This window comes from Flavobacterium sp. NPDC079362, from assembly GCF_050267765.1.
Lineage (GTDB): Bacteria > Bacteroidota > Bacteroidia > Flavobacteriales > Flavobacteriaceae > Flavobacterium > Flavobacterium azizsancarii.
The window spans coordinates 38,372-56,678 of the sequence record NZ_JBNNFM010000031.1 but is presented as its reverse complement, the minus strand read 5'-3'; the positions used below and the strand labels follow the sequence as shown (position 1 = coordinate 56,678).

Annotated in this window: 10 protein-coding genes and 2 tRNA genes; 6 read left to right on the top strand and 6 right to left on the bottom strand. The window is 34.3% G+C overall.

All coding sequences use genetic code 11. The features are described from left to right. Positions 1 to 882: 882 nt before the first annotated feature. From ACQKCJ_RS20180 to ACQKCJ_RS20160, 5 genes are all read right to left on the bottom strand, one after another. A tRNA-His gene (locus ACQKCJ_RS20180) sits at positions 883 to 956 on the bottom strand. A gap of 281 nt (positions 957 to 1,237) precedes the next feature. Further along, positions 1,238 to 1,311: transfer RNA gene (locus ACQKCJ_RS20175), tRNA-His, on the bottom strand. 76 nt (positions 1,312 to 1,387) lie between these two features. Next, complete coding sequence (bshB1, locus tag ACQKCJ_RS20170) at positions 1,388 to 2,104, bottom strand: bacillithiol biosynthesis deacetylase BshB1 (protein WP_271338417.1); 717 nt, start codon at positions 2,102 to 2,104, stop codon at positions 1,388 to 1,390. Between the two features lie 82 nt (positions 2,105 to 2,186). Next, positions 2,187 to 3,254, bottom strand: a complete 1,068-nt coding sequence (locus ACQKCJ_RS20165) for a chorismate-binding protein (RefSeq protein WP_427402806.1) — start codon at positions 3,252 to 3,254, stop codon at positions 2,187 to 2,189. A gap of 3 nt (positions 3,255 to 3,257) precedes the next feature. Next, entirely contained in the window at positions 3,258 to 3,689 is a 432-nt protein-coding gene (locus ACQKCJ_RS20160; protein WP_083692961.1) for a PaaI family thioesterase, read from the bottom strand. A 220-nt stretch (positions 3,690 to 3,909) separates the two neighbouring features. On the opposite strand from ACQKCJ_RS20160, the gene ACQKCJ_RS20155 reads away from it, so the two are divergent. The 6 genes from ACQKCJ_RS20155 (at position 3,910) to ACQKCJ_RS20130 (ending at position 16,955) form a co-directional block, all read left to right on the top strand. Beyond that, complete coding sequence (locus ACQKCJ_RS20155; protein WP_427402805.1) at positions 3,910 to 5,424, top strand: hypothetical protein; 1,515 nt, start codon at positions 3,910 to 3,912, stop codon at positions 5,422 to 5,424. 352 nt (positions 5,425 to 5,776) lie between these two features. Further along, the gene (locus ACQKCJ_RS20150; RefSeq protein ID WP_427402804.1) at positions 5,777 to 7,642 is read left to right on the top strand and encodes an endonuclease; all 1,866 of its coding nucleotides are present in this window, start codon (positions 5,777 to 5,779) and stop codon (positions 7,640 to 7,642) included. Between the two features lie 400 nt (positions 7,643 to 8,042). Beyond that, positions 8,043 to 11,696, top strand: a complete 3,654-nt coding sequence (gene purL / locus ACQKCJ_RS20145) for a phosphoribosylformylglycinamidine synthase (RefSeq protein WP_414655403.1) — start codon at positions 8,043 to 8,045, stop codon at positions 11,694 to 11,696. Positions 11,697 to 12,022: 326 nt separating this feature from the next. Continuing rightward, positions 12,023 to 14,425, top strand: coding sequence for a TonB-dependent receptor domain-containing protein (locus ACQKCJ_RS20140; protein ID WP_427402803.1), 2,403 nt, complete (start codon positions 12,023 to 12,025; stop codon positions 14,423 to 14,425). Positions 14,426 to 14,563: 138 nt separating this feature from the next. Further along, positions 14,564 to 14,995 carry a hypothetical protein gene (locus tag ACQKCJ_RS20135; RefSeq protein ID WP_427402802.1) on the top strand — a complete coding sequence of 144 codons (432 nt, stop codon included), beginning with the start codon at positions 14,564 to 14,566 and terminating at the stop codon, positions 14,993 to 14,995. Positions 14,996 to 15,176: 181 nt separating this feature from the next. Continuing rightward, positions 15,177 to 16,955 carry an AMP-dependent synthetase/ligase gene (locus ACQKCJ_RS20130; RefSeq protein ID WP_427402801.1) on the top strand — a complete coding sequence of 593 codons (1,779 nt, stop codon included), beginning with the start codon at positions 15,177 to 15,179 and terminating at the stop codon, positions 16,953 to 16,955. A gap of 91 nt (positions 16,956 to 17,046) precedes the next feature. Here the strand turns inward: ACQKCJ_RS20130 and ACQKCJ_RS20125 are convergent, their stop codons facing one another. Next, a complete protein-coding gene (locus ACQKCJ_RS20125) occupies positions 17,047 to 17,625 on the bottom strand; it encodes a hypothetical protein (protein WP_271338409.1) in 579 nt (192 codons plus the stop codon). Between the last annotated feature and the right edge of the window lie 682 nt (positions 17,626 to 18,307).

The following is an 18,307-nucleotide window of genomic DNA, read 5'->3' as shown; positions in this document are numbered from 1 at the left end:
ACTTCCGTTGTTTTGCGGGGTGCAAATGTAACATCTGTTTTCAAATCTCACAAGCTTTTCAGAATCTTTTTTAGAAAATAAATTTTCGTTTTGATCAGTAAGGCTTGTCAGTATTTCAGTGAACGTCTGTCGTTGTTGCGGGTGCAAAAGTAGGTGGTTTGTTTACATTTACAAGCCTTTTTGTTGTATAATTTCAATGTTTTTACAAACTTTTTCTTAACACTCTGATAACACCAACCTTAACCATTGTCCTTTTTTTGACTTTATCGGAATTTTCGTAAGCACATTCTGCTTTTCATAATAACAACACTTGAAGAACTGCCATTTTTATGAACTTTACAGACTTATCGAGGTTTTTCTATTACTTTATAATAGCTACCTACCATTCATTTCAGCTCCTTTTAACAGATATACCTCATTATGCCACGAAGACACGAAGGTTCTTTTGCTTTGCCTTTTGAATAAGACACTAGGATTTGCTCCCCATACCTATATACACTACTTCTAATAAGAACAACTGCCCTAGCCCCGATAGAAATGGAAATCCTTTTGCTTTTTTCTTTAAAAAGCAAAAGATTAAAATGCATAGCGAGATGAAGCTCCTAATTCATATTTCAAAACCAGAATCTCACTTACTACAACTAAATAAGACACTCCTCATATACACCTAAAATTCATCCCGTATATTAAACACAAAGACAACAAGCCTGACAGTTTCCTAACACTATCAGGCTCACCCTAAAACCACTCTTATATATAGGTAAAAAAATCACAATACAAATACACATAAACCTAAACTCACACAACCGGGCTTCATTTTTACTGAGAAAAAATTAAGCGCACAAAAAAAGCCTTGAATTTCTTCAAGGCTTTAAATTTCTGGGTGGCTGACCGGGTTCGAACCGGCGACCCTCGGCACCACAAACCAATACTCTAACCAGCTGAGCTACAACCACCATTTTTCTTTGCGGTTGCAAATATACAATAAAGGTTTACTTCTACAAAGAAAAAAGATTTAAAACCGCAAATACAAAATACGAAAATGATTTTTCCGAAATAAAATGACACATAAACCAAACCATAACAACCAATAAACCTATACTTAAACGCCATCCTTTTTCAACTTACAAAAAAGCATATATATAATTATTGCAGGGATTTAGAATTTAGATCTATTAAAACCTAAAATTATAGGCACAAAAAAAGCCCTGAATTTCTTCAAGGCTTTAAATTTCTGGGTGGCTGACCGGGTTCGAACCGGCGACCCTCGGCACCACAAACCAATACTCTAACCAGCTGAGCTACAACCACCATTTTTCTTTGCGGTTGCAAATATACGACAAAGGTTTACTTCTCCAAAGAAAAAAATGAAAAATTTTCATCAAAATTACATCAAATTTCCTAAGCTATTGACTGCCAAACACCTTTCAACAGTGAACCCTTCAGCAAAATCTTTACCAACTAGTCTCCCTAAGTCTTGGGCACGATAATTTAGACTTTCAAAAAAGTTCTTACTCGTAATTGGCGTTACAGGTTCTTTTGAATTTGGGTCATAAAACTGGGTTTTATACGCCATAATTGCTTCTACTTTTTTCTCTTCAAAACCAGTAATATCAACTACAAAGTCAGGTTGGATATTTTTCCACTGAATATAATGATACACTACTCTTGGTCTCCAGGCTTCTTGGTTTTCTCCATCAACCGAAGTTTCAATTTTCATCAAACCTGATAAAAAGCAAGCATCAGAAACTAATTTACTTCCTTTACCGTGATCAATATGGCGGTCATCAATTGCATTACACAATACAATTTCAGGCTTATACTTTCGAATCATTTTAATAACTTCCAACTGATGTTTTTCGTCGTTCACAAAAAAACCATCTCTTAAACCTAGATTCTCACGTACTAAAACCCCTAAAATTGCAGCTGCATCATTCGCTTCCTTATCTCTGGTTTCTGCCGTTCCGCGCGTTCCTAATTCGCCACGTGTTAAATCAACGATACCTACTTTTTTGCCAAGAGATATTTCTTTTAAAATTGTTCCCGCACAACCCAATTCTACATCATCCGGATGTGCCCCAAAGGCTAATATATCTAATTTCATGTTTTTTGTTTGTTTTGTTTCAAGTTTTAGGTTTCACGTTCTGTCGGCAACTTGAAACCTAAAACTTAAAACCTTTTTTTAACTATTTTGAGTTCAACACTCTTTTCATCGTCATTGATTTATTGACGCTTTCCTCCCATTCGTTTTCAGGTATGCTTTCTTTTGTAATGCCACAACCCATATATAGAATGGCTTTGTTTTCCTGAATTTGCATACTGCGTAAATTTACAAATAAATCAGAACTAATGTCATTATTCGCAAAACTGCTGTTTAATTCACCGAGAAAACCAGAATAAAAAGTCCTGTCGTAATTTTCGTTTTCTATAATAAATGCTTTCGCCTTTTTCTTTGGCAAACCACAAACTGCAGGCGTTGGATGCAAAGTATCAATCACCTCTTCAAGCGTAGAATTGCCATTCAATACTCCTGAAATATCCGTTTTAATATGCCAGATTGATCCTGCCCTCAGACTATAAGGTTCTGTAACATTAACCGAAGCGGCAACTTCACGTAATCTTTTTACAATAAAATCAGTTACATATTGCTGTTCGTCTTTTTCTTTTTGCTGCCAGAGAATTTCAGTTTCAGTAGTTGCTTTTTGAGTTCCTGCCAAAGCCGTAGTTTCAAAAACATTTCCGTTCGCTTTTAATAATTGTTCCGGTGTTGCCCCCATCCAAAATCCAATTTCAGGATGAAAAAAGCAATATGTAAAAGTCGTTGGATACAATTCGATCAAATGCTGAAAAGTTTCGACAAAATCAAATGCTACCAAATCAACCTTTTCGCTTCTGGACAAAACTACTTTCTTGAATTCTTCGTTTTTGATCGCTGCAATTCCTTTCGAAACTAAATCTTCATATTGGGTTTTAGCATCCTCATCAAAGCTTAAATCTTCAATTTCGATAGCTTCAAAAGAAAGATCTTCCTGTTCTGCTGTTATAATTTCAGATTCATTCTCCGGAATCAAAACCAATTGTTTTTCATCAAAAGAAGCAAAAACAAAACCTTTTTCTTTATAATTGGAGATTTTATGTAAAGTATCATTTTGCTGTAAAAGCCCAAAAACACTTCTAGAATTAGGTTTAGAATACATCACAAAAGGCAAATGCTTGTTGTAATGATTTTTTATTTTAGAAAAAAAGTCATTCATGATCTATTCTGTTTTCTTTTTTTCCAAAACCATATTTGTTAGTTTGCAAAGCGAAATAAGATTTCCGGCTTCATCCGTGATTTTAATTTCCCAAAGATGAATACTTCTTCCCTTATGAATAATTCTTGCTGTACCAAAAACCCAGCCTTCACGAATACTTTTTAAGTGATTTGCCGAAATTTCAATTCCGCGCACTTCTTGTTCCTTTGGATCAATAAAAAAAAACGATGCCGCACTTCCTACACTTTCTGCCAAAGCTACAGAAGCACCTCCGTGCAAAAGCCCCATTGGTTGGTGAACAGACGGATTTACCGGCATTTTAGCGGTTAGAAAATCTTCACCAGCATCAATATATTCTATTTTTAGCGTTTCCATTAGCGTGTTTTTCGAAAATTCATTGCAACGCGCCAAGATTTGCTCCTTTGTATAATTCATTAAAATGGAATTTAAAATCGTAAAATTAAAGAAAAGAAGAGATACAAATTGGAAAATGCAATTCTAAATTAAAAATCAACTTTAATCATGTAAGTTTTTTGTTATTTTTACACAAACAATCAAGATCAATCTAAGGCTGAAATGCAATATCTTTTTACTACAGATTATACACATAGCTACGGATTAAATTTACATAGAAAGTGTAAAAAAACTATTTTAAATGCGTCAATACTTTATATTTTTCATTTTCGGAATACTTTTAACAACCAGCTCTTGCAGAACTGATTTTTATACTGTTGCCAGTTCCGGAAATTTAAAGTTTTCAAAAGATACTGTTTATTTAGATACTATTTTTAAAAATATTGGCTCGGCTACGTATCAACTTAAAGTATACAATAAAAGCAAAGATGACATTTCGATTCCAACGATTCAGCTTAAAAATGGTTTAAACTCTAAATACCGAATGACGGTTGACGGAATGAGCGGAAACAACGGTAAAATTTTTAAAGATGTAACACTTTTAGCTAAAGACAGTTTGTACATTTTTATAGAAACCACCGCCGATATTACAGATGCCAACCCAACTGATTTTTTATACACAGATCAGATTCAATTTGATAGCGGAGCTAATCTTCAGGAAGTTGCTTTAGTAACTTTAATTCAGGATGCTGTTTTCCTTTATCCAAAAATTAACTCTGATGGAACTAAAGAAAAAATTCAAATCGACGGTAAAAGTTTTGATGGTTTTTACCTGGATGAAAACGATCCTATTAACGGCAATGAATTACTATTTACAAATAAGAAACCTTATGTAATTTATGGATTCGCAGGAGTTCCCGTAGACAAAACAGTTACTTTTCAAGCAGGAACACGCATATTTTTCCATGCTAATTCCGGACTTTATGTAGATAATAAGGCATCCCTACAAATTAACGGAACTATATCTACAACAGATAAATTAGAAAATGAAATTATTTTTGAGGGAGATCGGCTAGAATCTCTTTATGCCAATATTCCCGGACAATGGAATTCTGTTATTCTCGCAAATGGAAGCAAAAATCATTCAATCAACCATCTTACTTTAAAAAATGCCATTACGGGTTTAAACATAAAAAGCCCTGACAACGCCACGATTCAAATCAAAAATACACAAATTTACAATTGTGCCGAATATGGAATCTTAGCTAAAAATGCGAATATTAACGGAGAGAACATAGTAATAAACTATGCCGGCTTATCAAGTTTATCCTGCATTTATGGCGGAAATTATGTTTTCACACATTGTACTTTCAATAATAACTGGCAGAACACTTCTCATTTCGCCGTTAATCTAAGCAACATTTTAGTCGGTGCTAATCCTGAAACTAACCCGCTAACACAAGCAACTTTTAACAATTGTATTATTTACGGATCCAGTACAAACGAATTCAATTTGAATAAAAGCACAAATGCTGAGTTTGTTTACCAGCTGAATAATTGCTTATTGAAATTTAGCAATTCTACTACCAATCCAGATTATCAGTTTAAAACTGATGCGGTTCATTATAATCAGATTATTCTAAATGAAAACCCTAAGTTCTTTAATGTTTCACAGAACAAGTTTAACATTGACAATGCTTCTGCTGCTTTCGCGAAAGGAAATCAGATATATGTTATTCCGATAGATATTATCGGAAAAAACAGAACTTCCCATCCGGATCTAGGAGCCTATCAGAGTGCAGCTTTCACTAAATAACTTTGTTTTTCCATCATATAAGTAATATAGTTAATTTAAGTTTTTTTGAACGCAGATTACGTGCTATTTGTAATTTCAACGAAGGAGAAATCACACTAGTTGATCTATAACGATTGTCGATATTCTTTGATGAGTTTCGTGTGCGATTTCTTGTTCCTCAAAATGATAAACTTAGCAGTAAAAAACCTTTGCGTCTTAGTGCCTTTGTGGCAAAAACCACCCGTAAGAAAATTTTTCCAAAATTAAACATCACTTAACGTAGCATATCCCTAAAAGTAGTATTTTTGATACAATAATAAATTAAAAACCTATATTTCAATTTATTAACAACCCAAATCTTAAACTACTATTTATGAAAAAAAATTACTCATTACTCTTATTGCTATTTGTTACGGTTGGTTTTTCGCAAATTCCTTCCGGTTATTACAATACAGCAACCGGAACTGGTTACACTTTAAAAACCCAATTGTACAACATCATAAAAGGACATACTGATAACGGATATGCAGGATTGTACACCACATATCAAACCTCTGATGTTGATAATTTTTATGAAAATGATGGAACTGTTTTAGACATGTATTCAGAGAATCCATCAGGAACAGATCCTTACAATTACTCTACCGGAAGCACGCAACGATGTGGGAATTATTCTGCAGAAGGCGATTGTTATAATAGAGAACACATTATTCCGCAATCGGTATTTAATGAGCAATCTCCAATGGTTGCAGACGCTCATTTTATCACTCCAACTGATGGAAAAGTAAACGGAATGCGCTCTAATTATCCACATGGAACTGTTAGTTCAACAACTTATACTTCTCAAAACGGAAGCAAATTAGGATCAAGTTCTGTATCTGGATATTCAGGAACTGTTTTCGAACCTGTAAATGAATTTAAAGGAGATATTGCCCGAATGTATTTCTACTTTGCAACCCGTTATGAAAATACGGTTGCAGGATATACGTATGCTATGTTTGATGGCTCAGGCAACAAAGTTTTTACAACGGCATTTTTGAATATTCTTTTGGCCTGGAATGCGCAAGATCCGGTAAGTGCGAGAGAAATTGCAAGAAACAATGCAATCTACGCCCGCCAAAATAACCGAAATCCGTATATTGATCATCCGGAATATATCAATCAAATTTGGGGTGGTACTGCTCCTTCCGGAGATACTCAGGCGCCAACTGCTCCAACGAGTTTAGCTTCAACAGCAACAACAGCAAGTTCTATTTCGGTTAGCTGGAATGCTTCAACAGATAATGTAGGTGTTACAGGTTACGATGTTTATGTCAACAGCGTTTTAAAAACTACTGTTTCTGGCATAACTGCTACAATTACCGGATTAACAGCTTCAACGAGTTATTCTATTTATGTAAAAGCAAAAGATGCAGCCGGAAATATTTCTTCGTCAAGCAACATTGTTTCTCCCACAACAAATGCAAGTGGCGGAACCGGAGGAACAGCAACAGAATTACTTTTCTCTGAATATGTTGAAGGATCAGGAAATAATAAAGCTTTAGAAATTGCTAATAATACAGGAAGTTCAGTGAGTTTATCAACGTACACCGTAAAAAAACAAACGAATGGCGACGGATCTTGGAGCACTGGTCTAGTTTTAAACGGAACATTAACATCAGGAAGTAAATTTACGATTGTAAACAGTTCAATGGCTGCAAGTTGTTATGCGACAACTTCAGCCAATATTTCTACGACCGCAACGGAACTGACTTTTAACGGAAATGATGCCGTAGGTTTATTCAAAAATGGAGTTTTAATTGACATCATCGGAACTTTCAACGGCGGAACTGCCAACTTTGCTGCTGATGTTACTTTAAGACGAAAATCAACTGTTACTTCTCCATCGACAACATTCAATATAAGTTCACAATGGGATTCATTTTCCGCAGACACTTGTTCAAATTTAGGAGCTAAAAAAGCTAAAGTTGAGTCTATCGAGACGGAAGAAGAGACGTTTACTGGATTAAACGGATTGGTTTTATATCCAAATCCAACCAACGGAAACTTCAACATTTACTTTGATATTATTAATTCACCTTATTCTATCGAGATAATTTCAATTTTAGGTCAAAAGGTATTTGAGAAATCGAATATTACTGATTCATTATCGACGATAAATAATTTGCCAAAAGGCATCTACATTGTTCGTATTAATAGCGGTTCTGAAACTTTTAATAAAAAGATCATTATCAACTAATTAAAAACGAGTGCTTACTACATTTAAAAGCGGCAATATTGCCGCTTTTTTTGTTTATATGTCATAAACACATAAGGATTTTTCCAGCCACGAAGACGCTAAGTCGCAAATTTATTCTCATTTTAATTCATTTCAAAAAAGGAGTCCCGAGTGGTCGCGAACAGGCGAAGCAAATCTCCGCAAGTAACTCCATAACGAAAGTCCAATCTTTGTCCAGCTTCGCGCGGAGATTTCTCCTGCGTCGAAAAATGACAAACAATACGATTAATCATTACTTTAATTAAAACTTTGTGCCTTTCTATCTTTGTGGCAAAAAGTTCAAAAGACTTTGTTTTCAAATTTGCGCTTGCTATTTATTTACACTAAATTTGCACCTCAATACAACAAACTACACAAAACAATGATCCATTTCTTTGAAAACCAAAGCAAAACTGTTTTTGCCGTACAAACGCAAAACGAAATTTCGGCTCAAGACATTTCAAAACTAAACTGGCTTTTTGCCAACTCTAATAAGATCGAAAAATCCGCAATGACGGATTTTTTTGTTGGTCCTCGTGCCACTATGATCACACCTTGGAGTACAAATGCTGTAGAAATCACTCAGAACATGGGTATTCCGGGCATTATCAGAATTGAAGAATTTCATCCCGCAACGGAAGATTTTACTGATTTTGATCCAATGCTTTCACAAAAATTTAATCAATTAGATCAGGAGATTTTCACTATCAATGTACAACCGGAACCAATTCTGGAAATCGATGATATTGCCACTTATAATAAAGTAGAAGGTTTGGCTTTAAGCCAGGAAGAAGTAGATTATTTAGATAATCTGGCTGTAAAACTGGGCAGAAAGTTAACCGATTCTGAAATTTTTGCTTTCTCACAAGCGAATTCAGAACACTGCCGTCACAAGATTTTCAACGGAACTTTTGTAATTGACGGTGAAGAGAAAGAAACTTCTCTTTTTAAATTAATCAAAAAAACATCACAGGAAAACCCTAACGATATCGTATCTGCTTACAAAGACAATGTTGCTTTTGTAAAAGGACCAAAAGTACAGCAATTTGCACCTAAATCAGCTGACAAACCTGATTATTACGAGGTAAAAGATTTTGATTCGGTTTTATCTCTAAAAGCAGAAACCCACAATTTTCCAACAACTGTAGAGCCTTTCAACGGAGCTGCAACAGGATCAGGAGGAGAAATTCGTGACCGTCTTGCAGGTGGTCAAGGTTCTTTGCCATTAGCAGGAACTGCAGTTTATATGACTTCTTACTCTCGTTTGAACGACGATAGAAAATGGGAAAATGCTGTTGAAGAAAGAAAATGGCTGTACCAAACTCCAATGGATATTTTGATCAAAGCTTCAAACGGAGCTTCTGATTTTGGAAATAAATTTGGTCAACCGCTTATTACAGGTTCGGTTTTAACTTTCGAACATTCAGAAAACGATCGCAAAATTGGTTATGATAAAGTAATCATGCAAGCGGGCGGAATTGGTTATGGAAAACTGGATCAGGCAATTAAAAAGAAACCACAAGAAGGTGATAAAATCGTAATTCTTGGTGGAGAAAATTATAGAATCGGGATGGGTGGAGCTGCGGTATCCTCTGCAGATACAGGAGCTTTTGGTTCAGGAATTGAATTAAACGCGATTCAACGTTCGAATCCTGAAATGCAAAAACGTGCTGCTAATGCCATTCGTGGTTTGGTAGAAAGCGATCATAACCCAATTGTTTCGATTCACGATCACGGAGCTGGAGGACATTTAAACTGTCTTTCTGAACTAGTTGAAGAAACTGGCGGATTAATCGACCTTGATAAATTGCCTGTTGGAGATCCTACACTTTCTGCAAAAGAAATTATTGGTAACGAATCTCAGGAAAGAATGGGATTGGTTATTGGTCAGAAAGATATTGCTATTTTGCAAAGAATCGCTGACAGAGAGCGTTCGCCAATGTATCAGGTTGGAGATGTTACGGGAGATCACCGTTTTACTTTTCAATCAAAATCAAATGGTTCAAAACCGATGGATTATGCTTTAGAAGATTTCTTCGGAAGTTCTCCTAAAACGGTTATGACAGATAAAACTATCGACAGAAAATATGCTGATATAACGTATTCAGCTAATGATTTTGAAAAATATTTACAAGACGTTTTACGTTTAGAAGCTGTTGGTTCAAAAGACTGGTTAACGAACAAAGTTGACCGTTGTGTGGGTGGAAAAGTAGCCAAACAACAAAACGCAGGACCTTTGCAATTGCCATTGAATAATGTTGGGGTTATGGCTCTGGATTATTTAGGTAAAGAAGGAATCGCAACTTCTATTGGCCACGCTCCTATCGCTGCTTTGATTGATCCGGTTGCAGGAAGCAGAAATGCTATTGCAGAATCGTTATCAAACATTGTTTGGGCACCAATTAAAGATGGTTTAAAAGGTATTTCATTATCTGCAAACTGGATGTGGGCTTGTAAAAACGAAGGTGAAGACGCTCGTTTGTACGCTGCTGTTGAAGGTTGTTCGGAATTTGCAATCGAATTGGGAATCAATATTCCAACAGGAAAAGATTCGCTTTCGATGAAACAAAAATATCCAAATGACGAAGTAATCGCACCGGGAACGGTTATTATTTCGGCTGGAGGAAACTGTACCGATATTAAAAAAGTGGTAGAACCTGTTTTACAGAAAAACGGAGATTCTATTTATTATATCAACTTATCTCAGGATGATTTCAAATTAGGAGGTTCTTCTTTTGCACAAATCAGAAATGTAATCGGAAAAGAAACTTCTACTATAAAAGATGCTTCTTTCTTCAAAAATGCATTTAATACCATTCAGGAATTAATTGGTAAAAACCAAATACTTGCAGGTCACGATATCGGAAGCGGTGGTTTAATCACTACTTTATTAGAATTGTGTTTTGCTGATGTAAACCTTGGAGCAAAAATTGATTTTAGCGCTTTCGCGGAAAAAGACTTATTAAAAATCCTTTTCGCTGAAAACATCGGAATCGTTTTTCAGGCTAAATCTGATGCAGCTGTTGAAGCTAAATTAAAAGCTAATAATATCGAATTCTTCAAAATTGGTTCAGTACAAGAAACTGCAAGTTTGGAATTTGGAATTTATAATTTGGATATTGCGAAGTATAGAGATATCTGGTTTGAAACTTCTTATTTATTAGATCAGAAACAATCTAAAAACGGAACTGCTAAAGCTCGTTTCGAAAACTATAAAAATCAGCCATTAGATTATACATTTCCAACTCATTTTACAGGAGAAAAACCAGTAATTGACGCTTCGAAGCCAAAACCTAAAGCAGCGATTATTCGTGAAAAAGGAAGTAATTCTGAGCGTGAAATGGCAAATGCTATGTATTTAGCCGGATTTGATGTAAAAGATGTTCACATGACGGATTTAATTTCTGGTCGTGAAACACTTGAAGACATTCAGTTTATTGGTGCTGTTGGAGGATTCTCTAACTCTGATGTTTTAGGTTCTGCAAAAGGTTGGGCCGGAGCATTTTTATACAACGAAAAAGCAAAAACAGCTTTGGATAATTTCTTTAAAAGAGAAGATACTTTATCTGTAGGTATTTGTAATGGTTGCCAATTGTTCATGGAACTTGAAGTAATTAATCCGGAGCATGAAGTACACGGAAAAATGCTGCATAATACAAGTCAGAAACACGAAAGTATTTTTACATCTGTAAAAGTTCAGGAGAATAATTCGGTTATGTTATCTACTTTAGCCGGAACTACTTTAGGAGTTTGGGTATCTCACGGAGAAGGAAAATTCAATTTACCAATGGCCGAAGAGAGTTATAACATCGTTTCTAAATATGGTTACGAAGGTTATCCTGCAAATCCTAATGGTTCACATTACGACGTAGCGATGATGTGTGATAAAACCGGAAGACATTTAGTGACTATGCCTCACATTGAGCGTTCGACTTTCCAATGGAACTGGGCACATTATCCAAAAGACAGAAACGACGAGGTTACGCCTTGGCACGAAGCTTTTGTTAACGCAAGAAAATGGATTGAGAAAATCTAAAAAATATATTTATTTATTACTAAAAACGCTCGAATTATTCGAGCGTTTTTTTGTTTTTTTATTGCCACTAATTTCACGAATTTTCGCGAATTATTTTTTTAATTGTTTGCTAATTGCAAACAATTAAGTTACATTTAAAATCATTTTAATTTCTTAATCTGTGGCTAATTTTAAAATTACAAATTAATTAATTCGTGAAAATTCGTGAAATTAGTGGCAAAAAAAACCTCAGCGAAAACCTTTACTTAATCAGCTCTAAGACTAATTTAATGATATCTTAAGGCACTTTTAGAAGCCTTTTTTGCTCGTATAAATATCTTTGTCTCATGAAAAAATGCAGACAAAATCTATCGCTTTTAATTCTCTTATTATCTATATGTCAATTTTCATTTGGACAAAACTCTTCTGTAAAAGGAATTGTTTCTGATGGAAAACTTCCTGTTGAATTTGTCGATGTTATTTTAAAGAATGCAAATGATTCTACAAAAGTTGTTGCATATTCTGTAACAGACGTTGCCGGAAATTTCTCTTTAGACAATGTAATTTCTGGCGATTATCAATTGCAATTCAAATTAATAGGTTTTAAAACTTTCACTCAAAAAATAAAAGTTACAACTGTTCCCATTACTATTGGAACTATAACTTTACAAAACGACACTAACTTACTGAATGCCGTTGTTGTCAATTCTCAGAGAAAACAAATTCAAAAAACTGATGAAGGCTTTGTTTTTAATGCGGTTTCGAATATCTCGCAATCCGGCGGAACTGCTACAGACATGCTAAAAAATATTCCAACAGTTGCCGTTGATGCTGACGGAGGAATAACCCTGAGAGGGAAATCGCCAATGATTTTAATTAACGGAAAAAACTCTGCGATTACCAATATGGATCAAATCGCAGCAAGCAGTATCGAAAGTATTGAGGTAATTAGTAACCCTACTGCAAAATATGATGCGAATGCAGAAAGCGGAATCATCAATATTAAACTAAAGAAAAACAATCAGAGCGGGATTAATGGCGCTGTAGTTTTAGGCAGCGGATTTGGTGCAAAAGGAAGATTGAACAGCTCGGTACTTTTGAATCAGAAAACCGAAAAATGGAATTTCGGTTTAGCTTATGACAATCGTTTCGCCGGAAGAACAAAAAAAATAAAAGGCGAAAGAACCAATAATTTTATTGATGATGAACATTTTATCAATCAAAATAGAAACGACGAACGAACTGAAGGATTACAAAATCTAAAATTTAATATTGATTTTTCTCCAAATGAAAGAAACAGTTTTTCATTTGAAGCTTTAGGAAATTTGGAAAGTCAGGATAATGATGAGACTTTGTACACACAAGTAAACACAAGTGCCAATCAGTTTTTCTCGAATAACAGGAGACATTCTCTGGAATTGGAACGTTCAAAAGTAGGCGAATTAGCTTTTAGTTATGACAGAAAATTTGCTGATGATCGCAAAAATCTGAATGCAAGTATTACTTCTTCTTTTAATAAACACAGAGAAAATACAGATATCGACACTTTTAACTATGATCAGTATAATACAAAAATTGGTGATGCTTTTTTGCAAAGAACACACAATTATGAGCAAGAAAACATTTCGAATGCTATTGTAAATTATGTCATTCCGGTTTCTGAAAAATCAGTTATAGAAACGGGATACAAAGGAACTTTCCGATTTTTTAATTCAGATTTTCAAAGTGCTGACATGACTAATGGCGAATATGTTATAAATCCTTTAGCCAGTAATGGTTTTAAATATAACGAACAAATCAATGCTGTTTACGGAATGCTAAACTCCTATATAGGCGATACAGAAAATCCAAAATGGAAATATAATCTGGGCGTGCGCGCAGAACAAGTTTCAAACAATGGAAAAACACAAAACAACAGTGATAATTTCTCTAATCATTACCTGAAATTTTTTCCGTCTGCATCATTACAAAGAAATTTAACCGCTGATGAATTTATAAAAATTGGTTATAGCAAACGGATCAATCGCCCGGATTTAGACGATTTGAATCCTTTTATAGATATTACAGACGCCTTGAATCCTCATGGCGGAAATCCGTATTTGAAACCTGAAATTATTCATATTGCCGAGATGAGTTATAATAAAGAGTGGTCGAAATATTCGTTTTCTATCAATGCTTTTTATAGAAATGCTACTGATGCCATTAGACAATATGCAGAACTACAAGACAATGGAGTTATCTTCCTGCAAACCAGAAATATAGGAACTACTGTAACTTATGGTTTAGAAACTATTTTTAGCCTGAAACCTATTGGTTTTTATGATGCAAATATTAGTGTAACTACTTTTCAGCAACATATTGATGCTTCTAATTTGGTGCAAAACACAGTCAATAATGCTTTTAGCTGGTACGGCAAAATCATTAATAATTTTGTTCCCTGGAAAGGCGGAAAACTACAAATTATTGGCAATTACAATTCGGCATTGGCTACCGCACAAGGAAAAAGGATTCCAATCTATAATGTCGATATGGGTTTTCAGCAAAAATTAGGTAAAGGAAATGCCCGTTTAGGAATGGTGGTTACAGATATGTTCAACACCCTGGAAAGCGGTTATAAAAACAACACATTACTTTTTACCAATAACCGAACTTCTAAGTCAGATACCCGTGCGTTGATGATTACTTTTGCCTATACTTTTAAATCTGATTTTAAAGAAAAACTATTGGAAAACCAATTTTCAACAGAGTAATATTTGATAAAAATAAAAACAATAAAAAAACACATTCTTGTAATTTGGATTCATTTTTCTATGGAAATTTTGAACTATATTCGCCAAAAAAATCGTCCCTGATTTTTTTGCCTCCAAAAATAATTAAACCTACATAGAATGAAATTTTTACATTTATTACTCACTACGTTATTTTTTGTTTTTACACAATCCTACTCCCAAGTTCACGTCGATCAGATTACATATAATGGCCGTGATCACTATATTACCACCACTATTGGTTACCCAGTTCCCGGAACTTATATTCCTACAGGACAAAAAGCACCAACTACAATTTTAAATCCTGATGGTAGCGGCGTTATTCAGGCCGACGATTTAAGCAAAAATAAGATCAACTGGGGAATTGAGTGTACAGATGAAGGAATTCCTGTTTTTAAGGAAGGATTTAATAGTGCATCATATACATTCTGGTTCAGATCAAATGATAGTGAAGCCTGGAGTTATTCTCAATTTTCTATTCACTTCGCCAAGAAAAAAATGTTTCTAATGGGAGAAAGAGTAAAAGAATATGTTGATTATAACGTTCAATAATTTTATCCTAAAATTTCTATTATAATATAAATTTTTCTCGGTATTTCGAAAAATTACTACAAAAAAGAAAACGTTTTCGTAGATTTTCTATTGTACCTATAATTTTTCCCATAAAATTGTATAAAATTAAAAATCATACCTTATTTTTAATTAATTTGCGGTAAAATTCAATATATTAAACATGGTTTCAATCACACGCCTTTTTGATTTTCCTTATTATCAACAAGAAACTTATAACCTTCAGGTTGCTTTAGCAACTAAAAAAAATGGAGTCTGGGAAAAAACATCTAGCCAGGAATATATTGCAAAAGCTAATGCTGTTTCGAGAGCATTATTACGTTTGGGCATTCAGAAAGATGACAAAATTGCCCTGATTACATCGAACAATCGTACGGAATGGAATATCATGGATATTGGTATTTTACAAACCGGTGCACAAAATGTTCCTGTTTATCCAACAATTTCAGAAGAAGATTACGAATATATATTAAACCATAGTGGCAGTATGTACTGCTTTGTTTCTGACAAGGAAGTACTTGACAAGGTGAATGCCATAAAAGCAAATGTACCAACCTTAAAAGAGATCTATTCGTTTGATGAAATCGAAGGTTGCAAACATTGGACTGATTTATTGGCCCTTGGCGAAGATGACAGTAATCAGAACGAAGTTGAAGCCAGAAAAGACAGTATTCATACAGACGATTTAGCTACAATTATTTATACTTCAGGAACCACCGGAAAACCTAAAGGTGTTATGCTATCGCACCAAAATATTGTATCGAATGTTTTAGACAGCGCACCAAGAATTCCGTTTGATCCGGGAAAAAGTACCGCTTTAAGTTTCTTGCCTATTTGCCATATTTTTGAAAGAATGATTTTGTATATCTATCAATTTTATGGTGTTTCTGTTTATTTTGGAGAATCAATTGACAAAATAAGCGATAACTTAAAAGAAGTACGTCCTACCGTTATTACTGCTGTACCAAGGCTTTTAGAAAAAGTTTACGATAAAATTTATGCAAAAGGTGGCGAATTAACCGGCATCAAGAAAAAATTATTTTTCTGGGCTATTGATTTAGGCTTAAAATATGAACCATACGGTGCCAATGGCTTCTGGTATGAATTTCAGTTAAAAATTGCCCGAAAACTTATTTTCAGCAAATGGAAAGAAGGTTTGGGAGGAAATCTTGAATTAATGGTTTCCGGAAGTGCCGCTTTGCAACCCCGTTTGACAAGGGTTTTTGCTGCTGCCGAAATTCCGGTTATGGAAGGTTACGGTTTATCTGAAACATCTCCGGTAATTGCTGTGAACGACCAAAGAAATAAAGGTTTCAAGATTGGAACTGTTGGTAAACCAATTCGCAACGTTGAAGTTAAAATTGCACAGGACGGAGAAATTCTTTGCAAAGGACCAAACGTAATGTTAGGTTATTTTAAAGATCCTGAAAAAACTGCTGAAGCATTACAAGACGGATATTTCCACACCGGAGATATTGGTGAAATTGACAGCGAAGGTTTCCTTAAAATTACAGATCGTAAAAAAGAAATGTTCAAGACTTCTGGCGGAAAATATATTGCTCCCCAACTTATTGAAAATGCAATGAAACAATCTCGTTTTATTGAACAAATCATGGTTATTGGTGATGGAGAAAAAATGCCTGCTGCTTTTATTCAGCCTAATTTTGAATTTGTAAAAGAATGGGCAAAACTGCATAAAATAACTTTAGGAAGTACGGATGCATCGATTAGCGAAAATGCTGATGTGATTAAACGTATTGACGAGGAAGTGGAGAAAATCAATGAAAAATTTGGCCACTGGGAAAAAATCAAACGTTTTGAATTAACTCCGGATGTCTGGTCTATTGATGGTGGACAATTAACTCCTACTTTAAAATTGAAACGTAAAATTATCAAAGAAATTTATAAAGATCTTTATCTTAAAATCTACGATCATAATTAATCAAAATAATATAACCAAATGAAAATGGCTGTCTTAGAAAGACAGCCATTTTTTATTTGACGAAGATTTCCTTCAATTGAACAATAGAGTGCTAGCCACTCGAAAACCGGATTCTTTTTTCCGGATATCCCTTCTGATCTCCTTTTTTAGAAAATAGAGTGGTGAAATTAGAAAAAAGACTTCTTTGTCTAGAATGCTCTCCTGGCTTTTCGTTTTCTATAAAACTAGCGGTTTCTCTAGTCTTTTTCTCTGTTTTAACAGTTGCCGTAGCTTTATAACTGCTTTCAATTTGTTTTGCATCTTCCATTCTACACATTTTATTAAAGTTTTTGAAAGGACGTGGTTGAAAATCAACCATAACTGCTGCTAAATTTATTGCATCAATATTAGACGGATCTGTTTCTCCTTTAAAGAAAGTTTCGATAGGTCTAAACTTATCTTTTTGTTCTTTAAATTTTTTCTTTTTGGTATGATCAAAATCTATAGAAAATAAATTTCTAAAAACATTTAAGTCATCCTGCGTTGCGCCATTCTCGAAAATAAGCCAGCAAAAATCACGTAACTTTCCACGAGAAGGACTGTACAAATAATCAAAGTATTCGCCCTCTTTTTCTATCTCGTATTTATTTCTAATCGCTTTTTTGTATTTATCTAATGTATTGTTGTTCATAATATTTTGTTTTATTTTATTAATTTTTAATTTGCTGCTAAGTCGCTAAACTTGCCACTAAGGCGCTAATGCACAAAGTTTTATTTTTATTCTTTTAATCATTCTTTTTTTTGCGTTATCAGCCTGCCGCAAAGGCATAAGTACGTTAAGTTTTTTACTTTGAGCCTTTGCGCCTATACGACTTTGCGCGAAAATCATTTCATACTTATCTTTTATATACTTTGTCAATCTCTCGCAAAGACGCCAAGTCGCCAAGTTTTTTTACTTTGAGCTTTTGCGCCTCTGCAACTTTGCGCGAAAATCATTTTACTCATTACTTTTTCAGTCTGCTACTAAGTCACTAATTTTTTAATTCAATTCTTTATAAAAAAATCTTTGTGTCTTCGCGCCTTTATGGCAAACCTAAATTTTAGGGCACAAAAAAAGCACCCGATTAAAGGTGCTTCATGAGATTCAATAAGACATATCTATCCTACTGCCGTTCATGCACCTGTATTGTAAAACATCCCGAAACGAATCCTGGGGCGTGTAATTCTGAGTTATATGAGTTATATTTAAAATCCATTTTATTTATTGTATTGTATTTTTAAATCATTATTGTTTGAAATTCAATCTTCAAATTTCTTCGACAAAGATATAGTGTAAAAGATCAATTATGCAAGTCATTTTTAATATTTATTTT